Annotated in this window: 21 protein-coding genes and 1 pseudogene; 12 read left to right on the forward strand and 10 right to left on the reverse strand. The window is 72.1% G+C overall.

The features are described from left to right. Positions 1-7 precede the first annotated feature (7 nt). The 4 genes from PUR53_RS21850 to PUR53_RS21865 form a co-directional block, all read right to left on the reverse strand. On the reverse strand, positions 8-601 hold the full coding sequence (locus tag PUR53_RS21850; RefSeq protein ID WP_329895396.1) for a PadR family transcriptional regulator: 594 nt from the start codon (positions 599-601) through the stop codon (positions 8-10). Between the two features lie 73 nt (positions 602-674). Continuing rightward, entirely contained in the window at positions 675-2696 is a 2022-nt protein-coding gene (locus PUR53_RS21855; RefSeq protein ID WP_329895395.1) for an NADPH-dependent 2,4-dienoyl-CoA reductase, read from the reverse strand. A gap of 225 nt (positions 2697-2921) precedes the next feature. Next, a complete protein-coding gene (locus tag PUR53_RS21860) occupies positions 2922-3698 on the reverse strand; it encodes a putative protein N(5)-glutamine methyltransferase (protein ID WP_329909368.1) in 777 nt (258 codons plus the stop codon). 342 nt (positions 3699-4040) lie between these two features. Further along, positions 4041-4790 (reverse strand): GNAT family N-acetyltransferase, encoded by a 750-nt coding sequence (locus tag PUR53_RS21865; protein WP_329895393.1) that lies wholly within the window; start codon positions 4788-4790, stop codon positions 4041-4043. Between the two features lie 217 nt (positions 4791-5007). Here PUR53_RS21865 and PUR53_RS21870 point away from each other — a divergent pair, with 217 nt between their 5' ends. From PUR53_RS21870 to PUR53_RS21910, 9 genes are all read left to right on the forward strand, one after another. Beyond that, positions 5008-5613: a sulfite oxidase-like oxidoreductase gene (locus PUR53_RS21870; RefSeq protein ID WP_329909369.1), complete on the forward strand. Its 606-nt coding sequence runs from the start codon at positions 5008-5010 to the stop codon at positions 5611-5613. Between the two features lie 40 nt (positions 5614-5653). Continuing rightward, positions 5654-6433, forward strand: coding sequence for a ferredoxin reductase (locus PUR53_RS21875; protein WP_329909397.1), 780 nt, complete (start codon positions 5654-5656; stop codon positions 6431-6433). A gap of 123 nt (positions 6434-6556) precedes the next feature. Then, positions 6557-7141 carry an Rv1733c family protein gene (locus PUR53_RS21880; RefSeq protein ID WP_329895391.1) on the forward strand — a complete coding sequence of 195 codons (585 nt, stop codon included), beginning with the start codon at positions 6557-6559 and terminating at the stop codon, positions 7139-7141. Positions 7142-7306: 165 nt separating this feature from the next. Further along, complete coding sequence (locus PUR53_RS21885; RefSeq protein WP_329895390.1) at positions 7307-7708, forward strand: DUF485 domain-containing protein; 402 nt, start codon at positions 7307-7309, stop codon at positions 7706-7708. Then, complete coding sequence (locus PUR53_RS21890) at positions 7702-9312, forward strand: solute symporter family protein (RefSeq protein WP_329909371.1); 1611 nt, start codon at positions 7702-7704, stop codon at positions 9310-9312. The genes PUR53_RS21885 and PUR53_RS21890 overlap by 7 nt, the downstream gene beginning before the upstream one ends. Positions 9313-9435: 123 nt before the next feature. After that, entirely contained in the window at positions 9436-10404 is a 969-nt protein-coding gene (locus PUR53_RS21895; protein WP_329895388.1) for an acetylxylan esterase, read from the forward strand. A gap of 16 nt (positions 10405-10420) precedes the next feature. Further along, the gene (locus PUR53_RS21900; RefSeq protein WP_329909372.1) at positions 10421-10858 is read left to right on the forward strand and encodes a nuclear transport factor 2 family protein; all 438 of its coding nucleotides are present in this window, start codon (positions 10421-10423) and stop codon (positions 10856-10858) included. A gap of 105 nt (positions 10859-10963) precedes the next feature. Beyond that, a complete protein-coding gene (locus tag PUR53_RS21905; RefSeq protein WP_329909373.1) occupies positions 10964-12124 on the forward strand; it encodes a serine hydrolase domain-containing protein in 1161 nt (386 codons plus the stop codon). Between the two features lie 217 nt (positions 12125-12341). Further along, the gene (locus PUR53_RS21910) at positions 12342-13148 is read left to right on the forward strand and encodes an alpha/beta fold hydrolase (RefSeq protein WP_329895385.1); all 807 of its coding nucleotides are present in this window, start codon (positions 12342-12344) and stop codon (positions 13146-13148) included. 21 nt (positions 13149-13169) lie between these two features. On the opposite strand, the gene PUR53_RS21915 is transcribed toward PUR53_RS21910, so the two are convergent. Further along, the gene (locus PUR53_RS21915; protein WP_329909374.1) at positions 13170-13913 is read right to left on the reverse strand and encodes a class I SAM-dependent methyltransferase; all 744 of its coding nucleotides are present in this window, start codon (positions 13911-13913) and stop codon (positions 13170-13172) included. 64 nt (positions 13914-13977) lie between these two features. Here PUR53_RS21915 and PUR53_RS21920 point away from each other — a divergent pair, with 64 nt between their 5' ends. Continuing rightward, the gene (locus PUR53_RS21920; RefSeq protein ID WP_329909376.1) at positions 13978-15564 is read left to right on the forward strand and encodes an alpha-amylase family glycosyl hydrolase; all 1587 of its coding nucleotides are present in this window, start codon (positions 13978-13980) and stop codon (positions 15562-15564) included. Between the two features lie 38 nt (positions 15565-15602). On the opposite strand, the gene PUR53_RS21925 is transcribed toward PUR53_RS21920, so the two are convergent. Then, positions 15603-17459 (reverse strand): sulfatase-like hydrolase/transferase, encoded by a 1857-nt coding sequence (locus PUR53_RS21925; RefSeq protein WP_329909378.1) that lies wholly within the window; start codon positions 17457-17459, stop codon positions 15603-15605. A 348-nt stretch (positions 17460-17807) separates the two neighbouring features. Between PUR53_RS21925 and rho the strand changes: the two genes are divergently transcribed. Together rho and PUR53_RS21935 are read left to right on the forward strand one after the other, a co-directional pair. Continuing rightward, on the forward strand, positions 17808-18959 hold the full coding sequence (gene rho, locus PUR53_RS21930) for a transcription termination factor Rho (protein WP_329909380.1): 1152 nt from the start codon (positions 17808-17810) through the stop codon (positions 18957-18959). Between the two features lie 80 nt (positions 18960-19039). Next, positions 19040-20284 carry a D-alanyl-D-alanine carboxypeptidase family protein gene (locus PUR53_RS21935; protein WP_329909382.1) on the forward strand — a complete coding sequence of 415 codons (1245 nt, stop codon included), beginning with the start codon at positions 19040-19042 and terminating at the stop codon, positions 20282-20284. 275 nt (positions 20285-20559) lie between these two features. Here the strand turns inward: PUR53_RS21935 and PUR53_RS21940 are convergent. The 4 genes and pseudogenes from PUR53_RS21940 to aspA all read right to left on the reverse strand — a co-directional run. Next, positions 20560-21417 (reverse strand): annotated as a pseudogene (locus tag PUR53_RS21940) (glycosyltransferase 87 family protein); the annotation flags it as partial. Further along, positions 21414-23042, reverse strand: a complete 1629-nt coding sequence (gene mptB, locus PUR53_RS21945) for a polyprenol phosphomannose-dependent alpha 1,6 mannosyltransferase MptB (RefSeq protein WP_329895379.1) — start codon at positions 23040-23042, stop codon at positions 21414-21416. The pseudogene PUR53_RS21940 and the gene mptB, both read right to left, overlap by 4 nt. Beyond that, a complete protein-coding gene (locus tag PUR53_RS21950; protein WP_329895378.1) occupies positions 22949-23869 on the reverse strand; it encodes a glutaminase in 921 nt (306 codons plus the stop codon). Before PUR53_RS21950 ends, mptB begins: the two co-directional genes overlap by 94 nt. Continuing rightward, positions 23869-25281, reverse strand: a complete 1413-nt coding sequence (gene aspA / locus PUR53_RS21955; RefSeq protein WP_329909384.1) for an aspartate ammonia-lyase — start codon at positions 25279-25281, stop codon at positions 23869-23871. Before aspA ends, PUR53_RS21950 begins: the two co-directional genes overlap by 1 nt. Positions 25282-25300 lie beyond the last annotated feature (19 nt).

Consider the following 25300-nt stretch of genomic DNA (forward strand, 5'->3'; position numbering starts at 1 on the left):
CGGCCGCCTACTCCCCGCCGACGCTCTCCTGCTCGGCGCCCCCGTCCGCGCCGCCGCCGGCGTCCCCCGGCAGCGTCTCGAACTCCTCCAGGGCGCCCGTCAGCCACTGTGTCCAGAAGGTCTGCAGGTCGATCCCCGCTCGCAGGATCAGATGCTGGAGCCGGTCCTGGGCGGTGTCGCGGCCGGGCCCGAAGTCCCGCTGCTCGATCTGCTCGTACTCCGCCAACTTCCGTTGGTGCAACGCGAGATGGCGCCGCAGGTCATCCTCCAGGCCCGCCGTGCCGACCACGGCTGCGGCACGCAGCCGGACGAAGAGCGCGTCGCGCCACGGCTTGGGTTCCTGGGGCGCGGAGGTCCAGCGGGCCAGCTCCTCGCGGCCGGCCGGCAGTACCTCGTAGCTCTTCTTCTGGCCCCGGGCGGGCCGTTCGGAGGGCAGGGCCCGGATGTAGCCCTCGCCCTCCAGCTTCCCGAGCTCGCGATAGATCTGCTGGTGCGTCGCCGACCAGAAGTAGCCGATCGACCTGTCGAACCGCCGGGTCAGCTCCAGGCCCGACGAGGGCTTCTCGAGCAGGGCGGTGAGGATCGCGTGCGGGAGTGACATGGGCTCATCCTAGGAAGGCCGGGAGTGCGCGACGGCCGCGCGCACCCCCTCGGGCGGACTCCCGCGACGCCTCCTACAGCGCCGCCGCCACCTCCGTGCCCTGCTTGATCGCCCGCTTGGCGTCCAGTTCGGCCGCCACGTCGGCGCCGCCGATGAGGTGCGCGGAGCGCCCGGCGGCGATCAGGTCGTCGTACAGGTCGCGGCGCGGGTCCTGGCCGGTGCAGAGGACGACGGTGTCGACCTCCAGCACCTGGCGGACGCCGTCGACGGTGACGTGCAGCCCGGCGTCGTCGATCAGGTCGTACCGGACGCCGGGGACCATGGTGACGCCCCGGTGCTTGAGTTCGGTGCGGTGGATCCAGCCGGTGGTCTTGCCCAGTCCGGCGCCGACCTTGGTGGTCTTGCGCTGCAGGAGGTGGACCGATCGCGGCGGGGCGGGCCGCTCGGGGGCGGCGAGGCCGCCGGGGGCGCGGTAGTCCATGTCGACGCCCCACTGCCGGAAGTACGCGGCCGGGTCCTCGCTCGTCTTCTCGCCGCCGTCGGTCAGGAACTCGGCGACGTCGAAGCCGATGCCGCCGGCGCCGAGGATCGCGACGCGGTCGCCGACGGGGGCGCCGTCACGCAGGACGTCCAGGTAGCCGAGGACCTTGGGGTGGTCGACGCCGGGGAGTTCGGGGGTGCGGGGGGTGACACCGGTGGCGACGACGACCTCGTCGTACGCCGTCGCCGTGAGATCGTCGGCCGTGACCCGGGTGTTCAGGCGTACGTCGACGCCGTGCGCGTCGAGCTGGGTACGGAAGTAGCGCAGGGTCTCGTCGAATTCCTGCTTGCCGGGAACCTTGCGGGCGACGTTGAGCTGCCCGCCGATCTCGCTCGCCGCGTCGAACAGCGTGACCTCGTGGCCGCGTTCGGCGGCGCTCACCGCACAGGCGAGTCCGGCCGGGCCCGCACCGACGACCGCGACGCGCTTGCGCCGCCGGGTCGGGGAGAGCACGAGTTCCGTCTCGTGGCAGGCGCGCGGGTTGACCAGGCAGGAAGTGATCTTGCCGCTGAAGGTGTGGTCCAGGCAGGCCTGGTTGCAGCCGATGCAGGTGTTGATGGCGTCGGAGCGGCCCTCGCGCGCCTTGTTGACGAAGTCCGGGTCGGCGAGCATCGGGCGGGCCATGGACACCATGTCGGCGTGGCCGTCGGCGAGCAACTCCTCGGCCAGTTCAGGGGTGTTGATGCGGTTGGTGGTGACGAGCGGGACGGAGACCGCGCCCATCAGCTTCTTCGTCACCCAGGTGTACGCGCCGCGCGGCACCGAGGTCGCGATGGTGGGGATACGGGCCTCGTGCCAGCCGATGCCGGTGTTGATGATGGTCGCCCCGGCCGCCTCGACGGCCTTCGCCAGCGTCACCACCTCGTCGAGGGTGGAGCCGCCGGGGACGAGGTCCAGCATCGACAGCCGGTAGATGACGATGAAGTCCTCACCGACCGCCTCGCGCACCCGGCGCACGATCTCGACGGGGAAGCGTGTGCGGTTCTCGTAGGAGCCGCCCCAGCGGTCGTCGCGGTGGTTGGTCCCGGCGGCGATGAACTCGTTGATCAGATAGCCCTCGGAGCCCATGATCTCGACGCCGTCGTAGCCGGCCCGGCGGGCGAGGCGGGCCGCGTTCGCGTAGTCGTCGACGGTCTGCTCGACCTCGGCGTCGGTGAGCGCGTGCGGGACGAAAGGGCTGATCGGGGCCTGGAGTGCGCTGGGCGCGACGAGGTCGCGGTGGTAGGCGTACCGGCCGAAGTGCAGGATCTGCATCGCGATCCGGCCGCCCTCGCGGTGCACGGCGTCGGTGATCTCGCGGTGCTTGTCGGCCTCGGCGTCGGTGGTGAGCTTGGCGCCGCCCTCGTACGGCCGTCCGGCCTCGTTGGGTGCGATGCCGCCGGTGACGATGAGGCCCACTCCCCCGCGTGCCCGGGCCGCGTAGAACTCCGCCATCCGTTCGAACCCGCGCTCGGCCTCCTCCAGGCCCACGTGCATGGAGCCCATGAGGACGCGGTTCGGGAGCGTGGTGAAGCCCAGGTCGAGCGGGCTCAGCAGGTGCGGGTAACGGCTCATGGGGCCCTCCGTGCGTGGCGTCGTCAGCAAGGTTGTAGACGACGCCACGCCGATTGTGCAACTAGTTGCACAATGACTGAGGGCAAGGCCACACCGGGGCGCGGCAGGCCGCAGGGCCGGGCTTGGCGGAGGAGGCGGCCCGGCGAAGGGCTGCCCTAGAGGGGAGGGGACCCCGTCGGGCGGGGCTCTGGCTTCGGTCCGCCGCCGGGCGATCCGACCGGGATCTCAGGGTCTGGTGCCGATCACCACGTGGGCGTGTCTCTCCTCCGAGACGGCCGTGCGGGCGGTGAGGCCGGCGCGGCGGAAGGTGGCGAGGGCGAGCGGTGCTTGCCGTCGGCTCGTCTCGACGAGGAGGCAGCCACCGGGGGCGAGCCAGTCGGGGGCCTCGGCGGCGACCCTGCGCAGGACGTCGAGGCCGTCCTCGCCGCCGTCGAGGGCGACCAGGGGTTCGTGGTCGCGGGCCTCGCTCGGCAGGAGGGGGACCTCGCCGGTGGGGACGTACGGGACGTTCGCCGCGAGGATGTCGACCCGGCCTCGCAGCCCCTCGGGGAGGGCGGCGAAGAGGTCTCCCCGGTGGGCGTGGCCGCCGTGGGGCGCGAAGTTGCCGCGTGCGCAGCGGACCGCCACGGGGTCGATGTCGGCGGCGTGCAGTTCGACGCCGTCGAGCGACGCGGCCAGGGCGGCGCCCACCGCGCCGGAGCCGCAGCAGAGGTCGACCACGAGACGGGCGCCGGGGGCGGTGGCGAGGGCCTGCTCGACGAGGTATTCGGTGCGGCGGCGAGGGACGAACACCCCGGGTTCCACGGTGATGCGCAGGCCGGCGAACTCCGCCCAGCCGAGGACGAGTTCGAGGGGGAGGCCCGCGACACGCCGGTCGACCATGGCGGCGGCCTCGTCGGGGGTGCGGGCGGTGGAGAGGATCAACTCCGACTCGTCCTCGGCGAAGACGCAACCGGCTGCGCGCAGTGCCGTGACGACGGAGGTGAGGGAGAGAAGTGGCATGACGCCGAGGAGCCTTTCGGTGGGCCGAAGGGCGCTCCGCGGTGACCTATCGGCGGCGCATCGCGCCGCGACGAGGTGAGAGCACCCGACCTGACACAGCGGTAATGGGTCTCACCTCCTCGGTCCACGTGATGACTGGCCCGGCAACCCTACCCCATGGTCACGACCGGAGATCAAGACTCCGAGCGGCTCCACGACAGACCTTCAGGGCTGCGCCTTCGGCCCCGCTCGGGAGTAAATCGTCTGCGGGCCGGTGGGGCTTCTCGCGCAGTTCCCCGCGCCCCTTCGGGGCGCGGGCCCCGCCTGAACCCCGCCGTCCGCCGTGCCCCCTCCCCCTCCCCCTCACACGCCCACCCGCTCCTCCCCCGTCGCGGCCGCCGGTACGCGGGCCGCCATGAAGCGGGTGGTGCGGCGGAGGCGGAAGCCGAGGGACTCGTAGAGGCGGATGGCGGTCGTGTTGGTGGCGGAGGTGTGGAGGAAGGGGGTTTCGCCCCGTTCCCGGATGCCGTGGGCGACGGCGAGGACGAGGCGGGTGGCGAGGCCCTCGCCCCGGAAGGCCGGGGCGGTGCAGACCGCGCTGATCTCGGTCCAGCCCGGCGGACGCAGCCGCTCACCGGCCATGGCGACCAGTACGCCGTCCCGGCGGATGCCGAGGTAGGTGCCGAGTTCGATGGTGCGGGGCAGGAAGGGGCCGGGCCGGGTGCGTGCCACGAGGTCGAGCATCTCGGGCACGTCGGCCGGGCCCAGCCGTACCGCCTCCTCGTCGGGCGCGGCGGCGACGCCGTCGTCGACGAGCTGCACACCCGCCAGGTCGAGGGTCATCTCCCAGCCGGCCGGGAAACCGCCCGTGTAGGCCGGGACCGGGACCTCGGCGCCGGGGCCCGCCAGCGCCGCGAGATCGGCCCAGTCGTCGGCGTCCGGGTCGTCGGGCAGGCCCAGCCACGGCGAGACGTCCAGCGGATAGCGCAGCACCCGGCCGCGCCGCTCGGCGAGGTGGGCGTGCGGCCCGGTGAGGGAGGCCAGGGCGGGGTTGTCGAGGACGTGCGGCACGGTGTCCGTGCCCTTGCCGCCGCCCGTCGCATACTCGGTCATGCGCTCTCCCACTCCGCTCCGCTCAGCCGTCGTCCGGCCCGCTGTGCCCGTCCGGCTCGTCCACTGGCGGTAAGGAAGATCGCCGCGACCCTGTTCCCGGGACTTTGAAGAGTTCACGCGGCCGCAATGATCGCCATCCGCCCCCGGGGCCGGGGCACCCTCGACCGCCACGTACGGTTGTACGACTGAGCAATCACCGCCGTCACGTTGGACCCCCATGAACGTCACCCGAGGCTTCACCGGACGCCCCCGCGTCCACCACCCAGGACTGCCGCCCGGCCAGTACGACGCCGGCGACGACTGGCCCGTCCTGTCGGCGGAGGTCACCCCCGACCTGGCACCCGCCGACTGGACGTTCCGGATCGACGGACTGGTGGCGGAACCGCGCTCCTGGAACTGGGACGAGGCGCACGCGCTGCCCGCGTCGGTGTACGAGGGCGACATCCACTGTGTGACGAGCTGGTCGAAGTTCGGGGTGCGCTTCGGGGGCGTCTCGCTGGACGCGTTCTGGGACGTGGTCGAACCCGACGCGTCGGCCACGCACGTGGTCGCGTACTCGCACAGCGGTTACACCACGAACCTCCCGCTCGCCGACCTCACCGGCGGGCGGGCCTGGATCGCCTGGGAGTACGACGGCCGGCCGCTGCCCGCCGAGCACGGCGGTCCGGCGCGGCTGCTGGTGCCGCACCTGTACTTCTGGAAGAGCGCCAAGTGGATCGCGGGCCTGCGCCTGCTCGACCACGACGAGCCCGGCTTCTGGGAACAGAACGGCTACCACGCGCGGGGCAACCCGTGGGAGGAGCAGCGGTACTCCGGTGACTGAGACGACAGCCCCGCACACGACCATCGCGCCGCAGACGACCATGGCGCCACAGACGTCCATCGCGCCGCACACGCCCTTCACGCCACCCACCCGGTTCGCCGTGCCCGGCCGTATCGCCGTGAGCAACCGGGCGGCGGCGCGGTGGCGGACGGCCACGCTGACGGAGATCCGGCGGGAGACGCCCCGCGTGTCGACGTTCCGGTTCGCGGTGCCCGGGTGGGCGGGACATCTGCCCGGGCAGCATCTGATGCTGCGGCTGACCGCCGGCGACGGCTACACCGCGCAGCGGCACTACTCACTGGCGTCCCCGCCGGACGACGCGGGGCACATCGAGCTGACCCTGGACCACGTCGAGGGCGGCGAGGTGTCCGGCTGGTTCCACACCGAGGCCCGGCCGGGCGACGAGGTGGAGGTGCGCGGCCCGCTCAGCGGTTTCTTCGCCTGGCCCGGGGACCGTCCCGCGCTGCTGATCGGCGCCGGTTCCGGTGTCGTGCCACTGATGTCGATGCTCCGCCACCACCGCGGGCGGGCGCTCGACGTCCCCCTGCGGCTGCTGGTGTCCGCGCGCGGGCCGGAGGAGCTGATCTACGCGGCGGAGTACGGCGCGGAGACCACGGCCGTGTTCACCCGGCGGGCGCCCGAGGGGGTGCCGGTGGGGCGGCTGTCGGCGGCGCATGTGGCGCCGGTGCTGACCGAGCGGCCGCCGGGCGGGTGGGAGGCGTACGTGTGCGGTTCCAACGCGTTCGCCGAGCACGCCTCGCGGCTGCTGGTGGCGGCGGGACAGCCGGTGGACCGCATCCGCATCGAGCGGTTCGGCTGACCTTCGCTCCAGGATTTCTGGCGCAAACCATGCCATCACGGCCTCTTTCGGGTAGACCGGAAGTGCGGACCAGTCCTAACCGGGGTTCTCGTACTGAGGGCCGTGCCGGTGAGGGAGGGCGTGATGCGAGGCCAGGTCTTCGGGTGGCGCTGGCGCGCCAATCCGCTGCGGCGACGTTCGGACGTCGTCGAGGCGTGGACGGTGCTGTGCGTCGTACTGCTGCTCGTGCTGGGCGCGCCGGCCGCCGGGGTCGCGGTGGGCCGGTGGGCCCACGGGGACGCGCGGGCGCACGCCACGGCCGAGCGCGCCGCGCTGGACCGGGTCAGCGCCGTGGTCCTCGAGAAGGCGCCGGCCTCCGTGCCCTCCGCGCACGGCGACAGGCAGCCCATGTACTGGGTGGGGGCCCGCTGGACCGAACCCGACGGCGGCTCCCGTACCGGTGAGGCCCGGGTGTCGGCGGGCACCGAGCGCGGCGATCGCGCCGATGTGTGGCTGGACGGGGCCGGGCGCAGTGTCCAGCCACCGCCGACCGACACCGCCGTCTGGCAGCACGCGCTGGCCATGGGGACCTGCGCCACGGGCGGCGTCGTCGCCTTCGTGCTGCTGGGACACGTGGTCGTCCGCCGGGTCGCCATTCGACACCGGCTCGCCGAATGGGAGCGGGAGTGGGCGCGGACGGGGCCCGATTGGGGACACCGTTGGGCCTGACGCGGAACGAGAACAATTCTCAGCTCATAGCCGCGCGCACCGCATTCCGGCCACCCGCGAAACATCCACAATATCCACTTCCTCGACGCAGTTGATACTTCAATTGCGTTGCTGCCATACTCCGCTTCCTCCCCCACAGACATAAGGCAGCGAAGAAGGTGCATTGTGTCCAACCACGCGGCACGGTACGACAGTTCCGTCCCGTCTCCCCCCTCACGGACAGGCCGACATCCGCTCCACGCCCATCCTGAATTTCGTTCAATAAGCGCGGCATATCGACGATTCGGGATAACGGCGACCGCGTTGTCCGTCGGAGGATTCCTGTCGTACGTCCTCCTGTCGAGTTTCGCGCCAGGGGTAATGAATCAGCGATTGATCGGACATCTCACGCTCGGGCTGACCCTCGGTCTGGCGCAGTTCGCCGTCATGGGTGTGACCGCGTTCCTGTATGTCCGGCACATGCGCGAGAAGATCGACCCGGTGGCCCGGCGGCTCCGTGCCGAGTGGGAGGAGCACGAGGCCGAGCAGCGTCGGGTTCCGGCCGGACGGCGGTTCGGCGCATGGTGACCCTCTCCGCGAGTGTGGCCGACGCGTTCAGCCTGCGGCTGACGTTCGTGCTGTTCCTGTCCGTCGTCGTGATCACCCTGTTCACCGCCCTGCTGACGGCACCCCAGCGGGACGAGATCGGCGAGTTCTACCTCGGCAACCGGGACATGTCGCCGCTGCGCAACGGCCTCGCCATGTGCGGTGACTACCTCTCGGCCGCGACGCTGCTCGGCAGCACCGGTCTGGTCGCCCTCACCGGGTACGACGGTCTGCTCTACCTGGGCGGCACCGTCGTCGCCTGGATGATGGTGCTGCTGCTCATCGCCGAACCCCTGCGCAACTCCGGGAAGTTCACCCTCGGCGACGCCCTGGCCCGACGGCTCCCGCTGCGACAGCGACAGGTCCGGCTGGCGCTCGCCATCTGCACGCTCTCCGTGTGCACCCTGTACCTGGTCGCCCAACTGGTCGGCAGCATCGCGCTGATGACCCAGTTCGTCGGCGAACCCGGCCCCACCACCCGCACGATGATCGTGATCATCATCGGCACCATCGTTACGATCTACGCGGCCATCGGCGGTATGCCCGGCGCGACGTTCATCCAGGTGGTCAAGGCCGTGATGCTCGTCGCCGGGGTCACGGTGGTCGCGGTCCTGGTGTTGAACCGCTTCGACTGGAACATCGACGGACTGCTGGCGTCCGCCACCGCGGGCAGCGGGCTGGGCGACGCGTACCTGCAGCCCGGTCTGCGCTACGGGGCCGGCCCCATCAGCAAGATCGACTTCTTCAGTCTGCAACTGGCGATCGTGCTCGGGCTCGCCGCGCTCCCCCACGTCATGATGCGGCTCTTCGCGCCGCGCCGGACCAGGGTGCTGCGCGCCTCGGTGGTGTGGGCGGTGGGCCTGGTCGGGTTCGTGTGCCTGATGGCCGGCGTGCTGGGTCTCGGCGCCACGGCCCTCGTCGGCCGGGAGACCATCGCCGGCATCGACCACAAGGGCGACGCCGCCGTCCTGCTCCTCGCCCACGAACTGGGCGGCGAGGTGCTCACGGCGATCGTCTCGGCCCTGGCCTTCGTCACCCTGCTCGCGGTCGCCGCCGGCCTCATGCTCGCGGCGGCCTCGTCCGTCGCCCACGACCTGTACGGCGAGGTGATCCGCAAGGGCAGGGCCAAGGAGACCCAGGAGCTGGGCGTGGCCCGGATCGCCGCGGTGATCCTGGGTGTGCTGAGCATGATGTTCGCTCTGCTGGCCTGGGGCACCAACACCGCCACCCTCGCGTTCCTGGCCTTCGCGATCGCCGCGTCCGCCATCCTGCCGACCATCGTCTACAGCCTGTTCTGGCGGGGGTTCACCGCGCGCGGCGCCCTGCTCAGCCTGTACGGCGGTCTGGCCACCTCCGTGTTGCTCGTACTGTTCTCGCCGGTGGTCTCCTCCGCCCCGGGCTCGGTCTATCCGCACGCCGACTTCGCGTGGTTCCCGTTGCAGAACCCGGGCATCGTGTCGATCCCCGCGGGCTTCCTGCTGGGGTGGCTCGGTTCCCGTCTCGGCCCCCGGGAGGACGCGGGCGCGTACGAGGACTTCGAGGTCCGGGCCCTGGTCGGGGCCGGGGCCGAGGCCGGCCAGGAGTGAGCCCCGGCACCGGCCGCGGCTGATCCGTGGGGCGTCGCGGACCGAGAAAAGCCCCTTGGCGGGCCGCGACGCCCCACGTACGGTGTGATCATCCGCACCTCAGAACTCACAAGGTGGTCCTTCATGGCCCTGTTCGACCTGCCGTTGGACGAGCTCCGTGGTTATCGAAGCGCTTCAACGGAGCCCGAGGACTTCGACGCCTTCTGGGCGAAGACGCTCCAGGAGGCACGCGAGCACGACCTGGACGCCCGTTTCGAGCCGGTCGAGACCCATCTGAAGACGGTCGAGGTGTACGACGTCACCTACTCCGGATTCGGCGGGCACCCGGTCAAGGGCTGGCTGGTCCTCCCGGCCGGGGCGACCGAACCGCTGCCCACCGTCGTGGAGTTCATCGGCTATGGCGGCGGTCGCGGCCTGGCCCACACCCACCTCCTGTGGGCCTCCGCCGGCTACGCCCACTTCGTCATGGACACCCGGGGCCAGGGCAGCGCCTGGGGCGGAGGCGGTGACACCCCCGACCCGGTGGCGGGCGCGCCCGCCTTCCCCGGCTTCATGACCCGGGGCATCGACGCCCCCGAGAACTACTACTACCGCCGGGTCTACACCGACGCCGTGCGCGCGGTGGAGGCCGCCCGCGCGCATCCGCGGACCGACGCCGCGCGCACCGCCGTGGTCGGTTCCAGCCAGGGCGGCGGGATCTCGATCGCGGTCGGCGGACTCGTCCCCGACCTGGTGGCGGTCGCGCCCGACGTGCCGTTCCTGTGCGACTTCCCGCGCTCCACGACGATCACCGACCGGGATCCGTACCGCGAGATCGGCAAGTACCTCAAGACCCACCGCGGCCGCACCGAGCAGGTCGGGCGCACCCTCGCCTACTTCGACGCCGTGCACTTCGCCGCGCGCGGCCGGGCCGCCGCGCTGTTCTCGGCGGCCCTGGAGGACCAGACCTGCCCGCCGTCCACGGTCTTCGCGGCCTTCAACGCCTGGGCCGAGGCGAACAAGCGGATCGAGGTCTACGACTTCAACGACCACGAGGGCGGCGGCCCGTTCCAGGAGGCGGTCAAGCTGCGCTGGCTGGCGGCCCAGCTCTGAGGGAGGGGCCGAGCGGATGGACACGACCGAGGCGGCGCGCCGCTTCGTGCGGGTGTGGCAGCGGGCATGGCCCGCCCATGACGTCGACGCGATCCTGGAGTTGTACGCGCCGGACTGTGTGCACCGCTCGGCCCCGTTCCGCGAGCCGCACCGGGGCCTGGACCAGCTCGCCGAGTATCTGCGCTGGTCGTTCACCGGCGAGCGGGTGAACGAGGTGCGCTTCTCGGAGCCGATGATCGGTCAGGCCGGCCTGGCCGTCGCCGAGTTCCGGGTGATGTCCGAGGTCGACGAGGACCCGCAGACCCTCGCGGGCTGTGTCTTCGTACGGTTCGACGCGGCCGGTCTGGCGGTGGAGACCCGGGACTACTGGCATCTGATCCCGGAGCACGCACACCCGGCCGGGCCGATGTTCCTGCTCCCGGACCCGCGTCGGCAGGAGCAGCCGGATCGGTAGGCGCGGTTCCGGCGGACTCCTTCCCTCCTGTCCGACCAGTCGGTATGTTCTGCGTGGCCGGGGCGACCCTCGTCCCGGCGCACGGCCGTGGACGACGGAGGGCTCATGTCTCAGTCTCAGGTGCGGGGTCACTGCGAGGCACGGTTCGAGGCCGTGCGCGCCGCGTTCGAGGAGAACTTCGCCGAGCGCGGGGAACTGGGGGCCGCGGTCACGGTGACGCTGCGCGGGGAGACCGTGGTGGACCTGTGGGGCGGCTGGGCCGACGCGGCGCGGACCCGCCCCTGGGAGCGGGACACCGTGGTCAACGTCTGGTCGACGACCAAGGGCCCGACCGCGCTGTGCGCGCACCTCCTGGCCGACCGGGGACTGCTCGACCTGGACGCCCCGGTGGCCGCGTACTGGCCGGAGTTCGAGGCGGCCGGCAAGGAGGGCGTCCTCGTCCGGCATCTGCTCTCGCACCGGGCGGGGCTCGCGGGGCCGCGTGAGCCGCTCTCGTTCGAGCAGCTCCTGGACTGGGACAAGACCGTCGAACGGCTCGCCGCGCAGGAGCCGTGGTGGGAGCCGGGCACGCGGTCGGGGTACCACGCCATGACGTTCGGCTTCCTCGTCGGCGAGGTGGTCCGGCGGGTGTCGGGGCTGCTGCCGGGCGCGTTCCTGGCGCGGGAGGTGACGGGCCCGCTCGGCGTCGACTTCACCATCGGGCTGCCCGAGGCGCAGGCGTCGCGGGCGGCCGAGCTGGTGCATCCGCCGGCCGCGACGACCAGTGAACAGGCGGCGGTCTTCGCCCAGTTGACGTCCGCCGCGCTGGCCGCCCTCGCCAACCCGGTGGTCGGCGCGGCGGAGGCCAACACCCCCGAGTGGCGCGCCGCCGAGGTACCGGCCGCGAACGGTCACGGCACCGCCCGGGCGGTGGCCGCGCTGTACGGGATCCTCGCGCTGCGCGGCACCTGGGACGGCCGTGAGGTGCTGTCCGCGGAGGCGGCCGAGCGGGTCCGGGAGGGACAGGGAGCCTGCCGTGACCTGGTGCTCGGCGCCGGGTTCGGCCGGGACACGGAGATCGGGCTCGGGCTGTGGCTGAGCGGCCCGCACGGCTCGTACGGGCCGAACCCGAGGGCCTTCGGTCACGACGGCTACGGCGGCTCCTGCGGTCTCGCCGACCCGGAGGCCGGTGTCTCCCTCGGCTACGTCATGAACCGTATGGGTCCGCATATCGCCGACGACCCGCGCAAGATGGCGCTCGTCGACGCGCTCTACAGCGCGATGTGACCCACGGGGCGGCCCGCCCCACGTGTGTCAGGGGTGCGCTCCCCCTGCACGGAGAGTCCTGCGTCAGTGCACGCTCAGTCGATTCCCGCACCCCGTCCGGTGCCAGCATCGACCCCGAGCGAGCTGTGGTCCCTCGCTGTCTCGCGTCGCTGTCTTCTGAAGCGAACAGCGGTCCTTCGACGCCGATTTCTCGACTTCGTCAGGAGCTGACACACACATGCGCAGACATCATCGTCCTCTGATCCTGGGCGTCGCCGTCACGGTCGGGATGCTCACCGCGACGGTCATCCCGTCGGCCGCCGCCCCCGCAGCCGACCGCACGTCACCGAAGCCCACCGTCGTCCTGGTGCACGGCGCCTTCGCGGACGCCTCCGGCTGGTCCGGTGTCGTCGCACGGCTGAAGAAGGCCGGCTATCCGGTCGTCGCCCCGGCCAACCCGCTCCGGGGCCTGCAGTCGGACGCCGCGTACCTCTCCTCCCTCCTCGGCACGATCGACGGCCCGAAGATCGTCGTCGGGCACTCCTACGGCGGTGCCGTCGTCACCGAGGCCGCCGCGTCCGTGCCCGAGGTGAAGGCGCTGGTGTACGTGGCGGCCTTCATGCCCGACAAGGGTGAGGTGCTCGGCGAACTCGCGAACCGCTTCCCGGGCTCCGAGCTCAACCCGGCGCTGGAGGCGCTTCCGGACGGGGCCGGCCATCCCGACGTGGCCATCAAGCCCGACAAGTTCCACGACGTGTTCGCCGGCGACCTGCCGCGTTCGCAGACCTCGGTGCTGGCGGTGTCCCAACGCCCGGTCAGCCTCTCGGCGTTCGAGTCCACGGCGCAGGCCGCGGCGTGGCGCACGATCCCCTCCTGGTTCATGGTCGCCACCGGGGACAAGACGATCTCCCCCGCTCTGGAGCGCTTCCAGGCGAAACGGGCCGGCTCGCACACCGTCGAGGTCGACTCCTCGCACGTGGTGATGATGTCCCACTCGGACAAGGTGACCGCGCTGATCAAGTCGGCGGCCAAGTCGACTCGTTGAGGCTCGGCCCGTAGGTCCGGGTCAGCCCTCGCGGGTGGCCACCACCAGGCGACAGCGGGGACTGCCGTCGGGCCGCCGGCCGAACTCGGGCAGCGCGAACAGTTCCACCTCGAATCCGGCGCGTTCCAACTCGGGCCGTACGACGCCGAGTTGGAACGGCCGGTAGTACATCACGAACGGCGGCCGCCAGACCGCGTTGCGCACCCACATCGCCGCGTCGAAGCCCAGGGCCGCCCAGTACCAGGGGGAGCGGGCCGGGGCGGGCGCCGGCAGCGGGAACGCGAAGCGTCCGCCCGGCCGCAGGACGGAGTGGACCTCCAAGAACAGACGTGGCAGCTCCTCCGGCAGGAAGTGCCCGAACGCGCCGAGGCTGACGACCAGGTCGAAGGCCGAGGTGAAGGGCAGGGCGAGGGCGTCGCCGCGCACCCAGGAGAGGAGGGGGCCTTCGCCGGCGGACGCGCGCCCGGGACCCACCTGCTCCCTGCCCACCGCCAGCATCCCGGCGCTGATGTCCACCCCGGTGACGCTCTTCCGGCAGACCTCGCGCAGCACCTCCATCCCGGCGCCGGTGCCGCAGCACAGGTCGAGGCCGTCCTCGAACGGGCCCATCGACGACAGGGCCGCCTCGACCGCCTCCAGGACGGAGTCCGGTGTACGGAACGGGGTCTGGTCGAACTTGGGCGCGAGCAGGTCGTAGCCGTGTTCGACGGAGGAGAGCGCCTGAACGGCGAGTTCGCGGAGGCTGGGGCCTTGCGGGGTGAACATCACCTCAGCTTAGGCCCTGACTCGGGGCAGCGCCGGGCACGGACTCTCCCCTATGGTCCGGGACATGACTTCGTTCCGTCCTGCCCCGTCCTGGCTGGCCGACGCCGTCTTCTACCAGATCTATCCGCAGTCCTTCGCCGACTCCGACGGAGACGGCATCGGTGATCTCCCCGGGATCTGCGACCGTCTCGACCATCTGTCCTGGCTGGGTGTCGACACCGTCTGGCTGAACCCCTGTTTCGTCTCACCGTTCCGCGACGCCGGGTACGACGTCGCGGACTATCTGAACGTGGCCCCGCGTTACGGCTCGAACGACGACCTGGCGCGGCTCGTCGACGAGGCGGGCCGCCGGGGCATCCGGATCCTGCTGGATCTCGTCGCCGGCCACACGTCGGTCGACCACCCGTGGTTCCGGGCCTCCGCGAACGACCCGGACGACCACCGCTACATCTGGACGGCCGAGGGCCGGCCCGACGGCTTCGTCGCCTCCCCCGGCACCCGGCCGGGCGCGTACCTGCCGAACTTCTTCGACTCCCAGCCCGCCCTCAACTTCGGTTACGCACGCGCCCATCCGGCCGAGCCGTGGCGGCTGCCGGTCGACGCCGACGGGCCGCGCGCCAACCGCCTCGCGCTCCGCACGATCATGGACCACTGGCTGAGCCTCGGCCTGTCCGGCTTCCGCGTCGACATGGCCGCGTCGCTCGTCAAGGACGACCCGGACCGGACCGAGACCGCCCGTGTGTGGACGGAACTGCGGCACTGGCTGGACACCGCCCACCCGGACGCCGTGCTGCTCGCCGAGTGGGGCGAGCCGGAGGTGTCGATCCCGGCCGGTTTCCACGCCGACTTCTTCCTCCACTTCGGCGGCCCCACCGACGGCCTCGCCCTGCGCTCGCTGTGGAACAACGGGGGAGGCACCGTCCACGAGGACTGGGACCCCCTCGACTGCTTCTTCGACGCGAGCGGCGCGGGCTCACCACACCCGTTCGTCGAGGCCTGGCAGCAGGCGACCGCGGCCGTCGACGGTACGGGCTTCGTCTCCCTGCCCACCGCCAACCACGACTTCTCCCGCCTCAACTGCGGCCCCCGCACGCCCGATCAGCTCCCCGCCACCTTCGCGTTCCAGCTGACCTGGCCGACGCTCCCGGCGATCTACTACGGCGACGAGATCGGCATGCGCTACCTCCCGGGCCTGCCCGACAAGGAGGGCAGTGTCCTCGGCCCCGACTACAACCGCGCGGGCTCCCGCACCCCCATGCAGTGGGACGGCACCCCGAACGCGGGGTTCTCCACCGCCAGCGCCGACCGCCTCTACCTGCCCGTGGACCCCTCCCCCGACCATCCGACCGTCACCGCCCAGCGCGCCGACGACACCTCGCTGCTCCACCTCGTCCACCGCCTGATCGCCCTGCGCCGCCGGACACCCGAACTGGGCTCCGCCGGCTCGGTGGAGGTGCTGCACGCGGGATATCCGTTCGTGTACGTCCGGGGCGGACGATATCTGGTGGTGGTCAACCCCCAGCGGAGCGAAGCGAGTTGGCCGTACGAGCGTGCCGTCCGCGACACCCTGGAGGGACAGGGCGTGGCGGTCACGGGCAGCACGATCACCGCACGGGGCTTCGGCTACGGGATCTTCGAACTCGACGGTTAGCCGGGCGCGGCCCGGTCGCCCGCGCCGGCCTCATGTTGCTACGGCGCGGGCGAGCCGGCCGCCTTCGGTTCCTCGCCGTACGCGGTGAGGAACCGGTCGCGGAAGGAGTCCATGCGCCAGACCGGCGCGTCGTCACCGGGCCGCAGTCCGTCGGACCAGCCCCAGTCGTCGATCCGATCGAGGACCTTCGGGTCGTGGGCGACGATCGTGACGGGGACGTCGTGACTGGCGCCGTTGCCGCTGACACTCGCCATGGGCTGGTGGTCGCCGAGGAAGACCAGCACGGTGTTCTCGTCGCCGTACTTCTCCACGTACTGCAGCAGGCTGTGCACCGAGTACTGGACGGACCTGCCGTACTCCTCCTTGACCTTGACGGGGTCGGTGAAGACGTCCGCCGGGTCCTTGCCCGCCTTCTCGATGTCCTTGTAGACCGAGCCGTCGCCGACCTCGTCCCAGTCGACCATCTCCGGCAGCGGCGCCCACGGCTGGTGGCTGGAGGTCAGGATGATCTCCGACATCAGCGGCTTGTCGCCCTTCCTGGCGGCCTCCAGACGCTCGAACGCGGTGAGGGCGTACTGGTCGGGCATGGTCGACCAGCTGAACTTCGGCCCCTGGTAACCGACATCGCGGGAGTCGTAGACCTTGTCGAAGCCGTAGAAGTCGCCCTCCGGCCAGTTGTACTGGACGCCGGGCACGACCCCGACCGTGCGCCAGGCGTCCGTCTTGGCGAAGGCGCCGGGCAGGGTGAGGCGTTCGCCGGCGGTGACCGTGCGGTAGCGGCTCTGGTTGTCGATCCACAGGCCGGTCAGGAACGTGGAGTGGCCGAGCCAGCTGCTGCCGCCGTACGTCGCGGAGGTCAGCCAGCCGCTCTTCGCCGCGAATCCGGCCTTGGTCAGCGCCTCGCCCTCCTGGTCGAGCGCGGCGTCCACGCCGGGCTCGATGGCCGGGTCCTCCAGGGCGGCGCGGCCGTAGCTCTCGATGAAGGCGATCATGACGTCCTTGCCGCGCAGCCCGGTCAGCAGCTGATCGGCGGGCACGTCGGCGAACTTGTCCTTCTTGGCCTCCTTGGCGAACGCGGCCTCGTCCCGCAGCGTCTCCTGGACACGGACCCAGCGGTCCTGCACGAAACCGATGGTGTTCCGGGAGGCGAACGCGGTGTTCTCCAGGGGCGTCAGGCCGAGCGCGGCACAGGTGATCCACACGGCGCCGGCGACGATGGTGCCCCGGGCCGCCCGGTCCCGGTGGCGGACCAGGAGGCCGACGAGCCGTACGACCGCCAGTGCCATGACGACGAACAGCAGCAGCACCAGGACCACGATGCCGACCACGGCGGCCGTCGCGCCCGTCGAGCCGAGCGTGTCCTGGACGTACGACTCGGCGTCGTCCAGCAGGCCCCAGTCGAGGACGACGTTGAAGCCGCGGCCCAGGAACTGGTTGAAGCCGATGTCGAGGGCCTTCACGACCACCAGCGCGGCCAGGCCGACGCCGATGACGACCGCGGCGACCAGCCGCGGCCGTCGGGGCAGCACCAGCATCAGGGCGGCGGCGAGGATCGGCTCCACGGGCAGCCGCAGGAACTGCCGGACCACGAAGTACTCGGGCTGGCCCGGCATGAGCAGGGCGAAGTAGACCAGGGCGGCGGCGAGCGCCGTGACGCCCCACGACACGCTCCGCGCGGCGACCGGGTACTTCTCCTGGAGGGCCGTCCGGTACCGCCGCCATCGACGGACGGGGGCGGCGGGCCCAACCGGTGCGGCCTCCGTCGACGGCTCGCTCGCTCCGTCCTTCCCGACCGTCTCGTCCGCGTCGGACGCTGTGCCCGCGTCGGACGTTGTGTCCGCATCGGATGATGTGTCCGCGTCGGGTGATGTGCTGGAGCGCGTGGAGAGCGACACGCGACGTTCCTTCCGTGCGAAGACCGCTGGCGGTGCGCCCATCTGTACGGGGGGCTCGCGAGTTCAGTTCAACGACCACGGGTAAGCCATCGGTAAGGAATCCCCCAACGACCGGCCACCGATGGTGGTACATTGGCCTTGGCACGTGTGTATCGCCCCTTCTCGGGCGCCGGTGCCGCTCTCTCACCCTCGATTTCCGAGGTCTCTTCCGCTGAAGCGCCCGTCGGGTTCCGACCGGCCGTCAGCTTTCCCGCACCGTCCGCGCCCCACCGGGCCGCCCCATGGACGTGTGTCTTCCCCTCCCCCTTCCTCGCGTTTCTCCGACGTCCTCGAAAGGACCCCCCACCCATGACCACCACCACACTCGAACGCACCACCACAGATCGACAGCCTCCGGCCCGGGTCACCGGCGTCCTGGAGACCGCGCAGAGCGGACAGGGCGGACAGGGCCGGCTGCGCGTCAAGGGCTGCCTCCCCGCACCCTCCGACCCCCAGGTCCCCGCCGCGCTGATCCGCCGCTACGGCCTGCGCAAGGGCGACACCGTCGAGGGCGTACACGACGGTCGGCGCGCCCTCACCGAGGTCGAACGGATCAACGGCCGAACACCCCAAGAGCTGCGCGGACGCCCGCACTTCCACGAACTCACCCCGCTGCACCCCCGCGAGCGGCTGCGGCTCGAACACCCGGCGAGCGGCCTGACGGGCCGTCTGGTCGACCTCATCGCCCCCGTCGGCAAGGGGCAGCGCGGGCTGATCGTGGCGCCGCCCAAGACCGGCAAGACCGTCCTGCTGCAGCAGGTGGCGGCCGCGATCGCCGCCAACCACCCCGAGGCCCGCCTGATGGTAGTCCTGCTCGACGAACGGCCCGAGGAGGTGACCGACATGCGGCGCTCCGTGCGGGGCGAGGTGTACGCCTCGACGTTCGACCGGTCCCCCAAGGAGCACATCGCGCTCGCCGAACTCGTCGTGGAGCGCGCCAAGCGGCTCGTCGAGCAGGGTGAGGACGTGGTGATCCTGCTGGACTCCCTGACCCGGCTGTGCCGGGCCCACAACAACGCGGCCGCGTCCGGTGGCCGCACCCTCAGCGGTGGGGTCGACGCCGCCGCCCTGCACGGCCCCAAGCGGCTCTTCGGTGCCGCCCGGCTGACCGAGGAGGCCGGTTCCCTCACCATCCTGGCCACCGCCCTGGTGGACACCGGCTCCCGCGCCGACGGCTTCTTCTTCGAGGAGCTCAAGGGCACCGGCAACATGGAACTCCGCCTGGACCGTGCCCTCGCCGACCGGCGGGTCTTCCCGGCGGTGGACATCACCCCGTCCGGCACCCGCCGCGAGGAACTCCTGCTGACGGCGGGCGAGTTGACGGCCGTACGCGGTCTGCGGCGGGCCCTGCGGTCGCACGAGGGGCAGGCGAACCTGGAGACGCTGCTGGAGCGGCTGCGCGCCACGCCGGACAACGCGGCCTTCCTGCGGCAGGTGCGGCCCACGCTGCCGGCGGCATGACATGCGGCATCCGGGTGCTCCATCCGTGCGCTCGGCCCGGGCATCCCGGACTGGGGCACGCCCCTTCCTACGTTTGCGGTATGACCATCGGATTCTCCTCCCGCGCTGCCCGTGCTGCTCGCGCTCCCCGTGCTGCTCTCGGTCCCCGTGCGGGCCGCGCCACCCGTGCGGCCCGCCTCACCGTCTGCTGCACCGCCGTCTGCGCGCTCGGGGCCCTGGCCGTCGTGACCGACCCGGACACCGCCGGCCCCCGGTCCGCGACGGGCACGCGGGACGCCAAGGCCGCGCAGGAGACACCGTCCCTGTACGGGCACGGGACACAGGTGCGGCGCCGGGCCGGGGCGCCCGAAGTGCCGCAGGACGTGTCCGCGGTGTCGTGGCTGGTGGCCGACGCCGACAGCGGCGCGGTGCTCGCCGCGCACGACGCGCACCGCAGACTGCCGCCCGCGAGCACGCTGAAGACCCTGTTCGCGCTCACCGTGCTGCCGGCCCTCCCGGCGGGCCTGAGACACACCGTGAAGGGCGAGGAGTTGGCCGGCATCGGCGCCGGGAGCAGCCTGGTCGGCGTCAAGGAGAACCGCACGTACACCGTCGCCGACCTGTGGCGCGGGGTCTTCCTCAGCTCGGGCAACGACGCCGTACGCGTCCTGGCGCACCTCAACGGCGGCTGGAAGGCCACCGCCGAGGAGATGCGGGCCAAGGCCCGCGCCCTGGGCGCCCGCGACACCCACGTCGTCTCCCCCGACGGCTACGACGCGCCCGGCCAGGTGTCGTCCGCCTACGACCTGGCGGTGTTCGGGCGGGCCGGGCTGCGCAACGCGGAGTTCGCCGGGTACTGCGCCACCGCCACCGCGAAGTTCCCGGCGGGCGGCTGGTCGTACGGCATCCAGAACACCAACCGGCTGCTCACCGGCGTCGGCGTCGCACGCTACCCGGGGCTGATCGGCGTCAAGAACGGCTACACCACCAACGCGGGCAACACGCTGATCGCCGCCGCGAAACGGGGCGGGCGCACCCTCGTCGTGACGGTGATGCGCCCCGAGTCGGGCGGCGGCCTCGCCGTCTACGAGGAGGCGCGCTCCCTGCTCGACTGGGGGTTCGAGGCCGCCGGACGGGTCGACGCCGTGGGCTCCCTCGTCCCACCGCGCCCGGCGGCCGCGCCTCAGGCCGACCCCGGGTCCCTGCCGACGGTCCGCGCGGAGGCGGCCGAGGTGAACGTTCCCGACTGGCCGGTGGTGGGCGCGATCACGGGCGCGGCCGGCGTGGGCGCGGCGGCCATGGCCCTCGCCCTGCGGCTCAGGTTCGGCCGGTCCGCGCGGGACTGACCGACCGGCAGCCCCAGCAGCAGACCGAGCGTGATCCACACATAGGTGTTGGAGCCGACGAAGCCGCCGATGCCGGACGCGTCGTCGAACCACAGCCAGACGACGCTGCTGCACAGCACCACGTACAGCGCCGCCGTGAGCGGCCACAGCCGACGGTGTCTCAGCAGGACGGCGAAGGACGGCAGCAGCCAGACCAGATGGTGCACCCACGTGATGGGGCTGACCAGACAGCCGGTCAGCCCGGTGAGGGCGAAGGCGGCGATCCAGTCGTCGGCGCGCACCGCCGCCCGGGTCCGCCACGCCCACACGCACACCACCACGAGCACCAGCGCCGCCCATAGGACGCGGCTGGGTTCGTGGGGGGCCACGAACCGGGCCAGGACGCCCTGCAACGACTGGTTGGAGACGTAGTCGAGGCGGCCGACGCGGCTGGTGTCCCACAGTGCCTCGGTCCAGTAGAAACGCGAGGCGGCCGGGGCGATCCAGGCCGCCGCCGCGGTGGCGGCCACGGCGACGGCCGTCGCGAGCCCGGCGGCCCGCCACCGCCGGGTGAGCAACAGCAGTCCGATGAAGATCGCGGGCGTCAGCTTGACCGCGGCCGCCAGGCCGATGCCCACCCCCGCCCAGCGGCCCCGGCCCGTGGCCAGCAGCCAGGCGTCGGCGAGGACCAGGGCCAGCAGCAGGAGGTTCACCTGTCCGAAGCTGAACGTGTCCCGCAACGGTTCGAACAACGCGAGCGCGCAGAGGGCGAGGGAGACACCGAACCAGCCGTGGCGGCGCAGCTGCGGCCCGGCCAGTACGGACAGGACGGCCGCGAGCGCAGCCAGGTTCAGCCCCAGGCACAGCGCGATCGCGGTGCCCAGGCCGACCAGCGCCATCGGCGACATCACGACGGCCGCGAACGGCGGATAGGTGAAGCCGTAGGTCGTGCCCGGCACCAGGTAGTCGTAGACACGGCCGTCGCCGTGGACCCAGGTGTCGATCGTGCCGTGGTAGACGCGCAGGTCGAAGAAGTCACGCAGCAGCGGGACGGTCGCGGTGAAGACGGTGACGGCGACGGCCGCCCCGAGGACGAGGAGGACGCGGGCCCGGTCGGTGCGTGGCCGGAGCCGTGTGCGGCGCGGTTCGCTCATGCCGTACGCTCCAGCGCCGGCACCCGGGAGGCCTGTTCGGCCTGCCACAGCACGACCACCGCGAGCACTCCGCCGCACACCGCGAGGACGATCTGCTCGGTGTCCGCCGGATTCCCGCTCGGCAGGACGGCCAGCGCGAGCACCCCGCTGGCGGCCGCGACCCGGCGCTGCACGGAGAGGGTCCGCGCGGCGGCGGCGATGAGGAACAGGCCCCACAGGGCGTACCAGGGGCGGATCGCCGGGCCCAGCGCGGCCACGGCGGCCAGACTGAGGCCGAGCGCGTACACCGGGCCGGGTCGCAGCCGGAACCATATGTGCAGGACGACGGCGAGGGTCAGCAGCAGTCCGGCGGCGCGCCAGGCCGGGAGCGCGAAGGGCGCCAGGTCGCTGCCGAGGCCGTGCAGCAGGGTGCCGGTGGCGCGGCCCAGGACGCTGGTGGGCGACCAGTTCTGCGGGGACACGGGGGTGCGCAGCGCGGCGATCCAGCCGTATCCCGTGCCGGCCAGGGCGGTGGCGGCGGCCGTGGTGGCGACGGCGACGGCCAGGGTGCCCGCCACGGTCCGGATCCATGCCGTACGGCCGCGCATCACGACCACGGCCACCAGCCCGAGCGCGGCGGGTGCCTTCACCAGCGCGGCGAGCGTCACCAGGACGACGCCCACGAGGTACCAGCGGCCCCGCGCGAGTGCCAGCCCGACGCCCAACAGGCCCAGCATCATCGCGTCGTTGTGGGCACCGGCCACCAGGTGCAGGAGGACGAGCGGGTTGAGCGCGCCGAGCCAGAGGGCGACCGCCGGGTCGGTTCCGCTGTGCCGGGCGAGGCGGGGCAGCGCCACGGCCATCAGCGCCACTCCGAGCAGGGCGATCAGTCGCATCCCGATGAGTCCGGCCGGTATCCGGCCCTCGGTCAGGCCGGACAGCCCGGAGGCCAGGGAGAGGAAGACCGGGCCGTAGGGGGTCGCGGTCTGGCGCCACATCGGGGCGACCTCGTCGGCGAGCGGTCCGCCGAGCCGGGCGGGCCCGTGCAGATAGACGTCCATGTGCGCGTCGACCATGGCGCCCTGGGCGAGGTAGCTGTAGACGTCCCGGCTGAACAGCGGGGGCGCGAGCAGCAGGGGTGCCGCCCAGACGGCGAGAACGACCAGCAGGGCGCGGGGAGTCGGTGGTTCCGGGCCCCGTATGACCTTGCCCAGCAGCGCCCAGGCGGCTATCAGCAGGACGACGCCGAAGTAGACGCCGACGAGGCCCAGCGCGCCGCGCCCCGAGGTCGGCGAGAGCAGTTCCCGCACGGGCAGGGCTCCGGCGGTTTCACCTCCCAGGGCGAGAAAGGCGGATCCGGCCAGGCCGAGTGCCTGGCAGCGGCGCAGGTCTACGGGGAAAGCGATGGCCAACACTCGGTCAGGCTGTCGACGCCGGATGGCGTGCAGGCGACGTGACGCCCTCCGTGCGGGTACCAGGACGTGACCATGAGCGAACCGCCGCCCCGGCCGACGGACGCGGTACCGGGGCGGCGGGTCCTGTGCGGGTGGGGTCAGAAGATCGACAGCCCCGTCAGGGTGGTGAACCGGTCCAGGGCGGCCACCCCGGCCACCGAGTTGCCCCGCTCGTCCAGTCCCGGGCTCCACACGCAGAGCGCGAGGCGGCCGGGGACGACCGCGATGATGCCGCCGCCCACCCCGCTCTTGCCGGGCAGGCCCACGCGGTGGGCGAACTCACCGGCCGCGTCGTACGTGCCGCAGGTGAGCATCACCGCGTTGATCTGCTTCGCCTGGCTGCGGGTCAGCAGCCGGGTGCCGTCGGCGCGGACGCCGTGCCGGGCCAGGAAGGTGGCGGCGAGGGCGAGGTCGGCGCAGGAGGCGGTGAGGGAGCACTGGCGGAAGTACTGGTCGAGGAGGGCCGGTACGGGGTTGTCGATGTTGCCGTACGACGCCATGAAGTGGGCGAGTGCCGCGTTCCGGTCGCCATGGGCGGACTCGGAGGCGGCGATCTGTGGGTCGAAGTCGAGGCCGGGGTTGCCGCTCTCCTCCCGCAGGAAGGACAGCAGCGTGCCCGCCGCGTCGCCGGTCCAGGTGTGCAGGCGGTCGGTGACGACGAGGGCGCCCGCGTTGATGAACGGGTTGCGCGGGATGCCGTTCTCGTACTCCAGCTGCACCAGGGAGTTGAAGGGGTTGCCGGAGGGCTCGCGGCCCACGTGTTCCCAGAGGGCGTCACCCTCGCGCGCCAGGTCGAGCGCGAGGGTGAAGACCTTGGTGATGGACTGCGTGGAGAACGGCTCGCGCCAGTCCCCCACGCCGTACACCGTGCCGTCCGGCTCCGCGACGGCCATGCCGAAGCTGCGCGGGTCGCGGGCCGCGAGCGCCGGGATGTAGTCGGCGGGCCGGCCCCTCCCCGGGGTCCGTTCGATCTCCTCGGCGATGCGTTCCAGGATCGGCCGGAGGGCGGCGGATTCCATCAGGCCGGCGGGGCGCCGCTGCCCGCGAGGACCTCGGGCCGCAGCAGTTCCCGGAGCCGTTCGGCGGGCAACAGGCCCTTCTCCTGGACGAGTTCGGCCACGCCCCGGCCGGTGGCGAGGGCCTCCTTGGCGATGTCGGTGGCGGCCGTGTAGCCGATGTACGGGTTGAGGGCGGTGACCAGGCCGATGGAGTTCTCCACGGCGGCGCGCAGTTCGTCCTCGTTGGCGGTGATGCCGTCGACGCAGCGCTCGGCGAGGGTGAGGCAGGCCGCGCGGAGGTGGGTGAGGGACTCCGAGAGGGAGTGCAGGATGATCGGTTCGAAGGCGTTGAGCTGGAGCTGTCCGGCCTCGGCCGCCATGGTGATGGTGACGTCGTTGCCGATGACCTCGAAGGCGACCTGGTTGACGACCTCGGGGATCACCGGGTTGACCTTGCCCGGCATGATGGACGAACCGGCCTGCACCGGCGGCAGGTTGATCTCGTTGAGGCCCGCGCGCGGCCCGGAGGACAGCAGTCGCAGGTCGTTGCAGCTCTTGGAGAGCTTGACGGCGATGCGCTTGAGGACGCCCGACATCTGCACGAACGCGCCGCAGTCCTGGGTGGCCTCGACCAGGTTGGCGGCGGTGACCAGCGGCAGTCCCGTGATCTCGGCGAGGTGGCGGCGCGCCGACTCGGCGTAGCCGGCGGGGGCGTTGAGGCCGGTGCCGATGGCGGTGGCGCCGAGGTTGATCTCATGGATCAGCTCGACGGCCTCGGCGAGGCGGCTGCGGTCCTCGTCGACCATGACCGCGAACGCGGAGAACTCCTGGCCGAGCGTCATGGGGACCGCGTCCTGGAGCTGGGTGCGGCCCATCTTGAGCACCTCGCGGAACTCGACGGCCTTGCGGGCGAACGAGTCCTGGAGGACGGCCATCGCCTTGAGCAGTCCGTGCACCGCGAACACGGTCGCGATCTTGACGGCGGTCGGGTAGACGTCGTTGGTGGACTGGCCGAGGTTGACGTCCTCGTTGGGGTGCAGGTGCGCGTACTGCCCCTTGGCGTGACCCAGCAGCTCCAGCGCCCGGTTGGCGATGACCTCGTTGGCGTTCATGTTGGTGGAGGTGCCGGCACCGCCCTGGATGACGTCGACGACGAACTGGTCGTGCAGCTTGCCGTCGCGGATCTCCCGGCAGGCCTCGATGATCGCGGCGGCCTTCTCCGGGGCGAGCAGGCCGAGTTCCTCGTTGGCGCGGGCGGCGGCCTCCTTGACGGCGGCCAGGGCGTCGACCAGATGGGGGTAGGCGGAGATCGGGGTGCCCGTGATGGGGAAGTTCTCCGTGGCGCGCAGGGTGTGGACGCCCCAGTACGCGTCGGCGGGGACGTCACGGTCTCCGAGCAGATCGTGTTCGCTGCGGGTGGCTGCGGCGGTCATGGTGGGGTGAGCCCTTCTT

The sequence above is a fragment of the Streptomyces sp. SP18BB07 genome (genome assembly GCF_036322545.1).
GTDB lineage: Bacteria > Actinomycetota > Actinomycetes > Streptomycetales > Streptomycetaceae > Streptomyces > Streptomyces deccanensis.

Coding starts and splice junctions, on each gene's coding strand:
- PUR53_RS21920 (WP_329909376.1), top strand. CDS start 13,978: ATGACTTCGTTCCGTCCTGCCCCGTCCTGGCTGGCCGACGCCGTCTTC.
- PUR53_RS21890 (WP_329909371.1), top strand. CDS start 7,702: ATGGTGACCCTCTCCGCGAGTGTGGCCGACGCGTTCAGCCTGCGGCTG.
- PUR53_RS21900 (WP_329909372.1), top strand. CDS start 10,421: ATGGACACGACCGAGGCGGCGCGCCGCTTCGTGCGGGTGTGGCAGCGG.
- PUR53_RS21910 (WP_329895385.1), top strand. CDS start 12,342: ATGCGCAGACATCATCGTCCTCTGATCCTGGGCGTCGCCGTCACGGTC.
- rho (WP_329909380.1), top strand. CDS start 17,808: ATGACCACCACCACACTCGAACGCACCACCACAGATCGACAGCCTCCG.
- PUR53_RS21860 (WP_329909368.1), bottom strand. CDS start 3,698: ATGCCACTTCTCTCCCTCACCTCCGTCGTCACGGCACTGCGCGCAGCC.
- PUR53_RS21935 (WP_329909382.1), top strand. CDS start 19,040: ATGACCATCGGATTCTCCTCCCGCGCTGCCCGTGCTGCTCGCGCTCCC.
- PUR53_RS21850 (WP_329895396.1), bottom strand. CDS start 601: ATGTCACTCCCGCACGCGATCCTCACCGCCCTGCTCGAGAAGCCCTCG.
- PUR53_RS21870 (WP_329909369.1), top strand. CDS start 5,008: ATGAACGTCACCCGAGGCTTCACCGGACGCCCCCGCGTCCACCACCCA.
- aspA (WP_329909384.1), bottom strand. CDS start 25,281: ATGACCGCCGCAGCCACCCGCAGCGAACACGATCTGCTCGGAGACCGT.
- PUR53_RS21895 (WP_329895388.1), top strand. CDS start 9,436: ATGGCCCTGTTCGACCTGCCGTTGGACGAGCTCCGTGGTTATCGAAGC.
- PUR53_RS21915 (WP_329909374.1), bottom strand. CDS start 13,913: ATGTTCACCCCGCAAGGCCCCAGCCTCCGCGAACTCGCCGTTCAGGCG.
- PUR53_RS21855 (WP_329895395.1), bottom strand. CDS start 2,696: ATGAGCCGTTACCCGCACCTGCTGAGCCCGCTCGACCTGGGCTTCACC.
- PUR53_RS21865 (WP_329895393.1), bottom strand. CDS start 4,790: ATGACCGAGTATGCGACGGGCGGCGGCAAGGGCACGGACACCGTGCCG.
- PUR53_RS21905 (WP_329909373.1), top strand. CDS start 10,964: ATGTCTCAGTCTCAGGTGCGGGGTCACTGCGAGGCACGGTTCGAGGCC.
- PUR53_RS21880 (WP_329895391.1), top strand. CDS start 6,557: ATGCGAGGCCAGGTCTTCGGGTGGCGCTGGCGCGCCAATCCGCTGCGG.
- PUR53_RS21875 (WP_329909397.1), top strand. CDS start 5,654: ATGGCGCCACAGACGTCCATCGCGCCGCACACGCCCTTCACGCCACCC.
- PUR53_RS21950 (WP_329895378.1), bottom strand. CDS start 23,869: ATGGAATCCGCCGCCCTCCGGCCGATCCTGGAACGCATCGCCGAGGAG.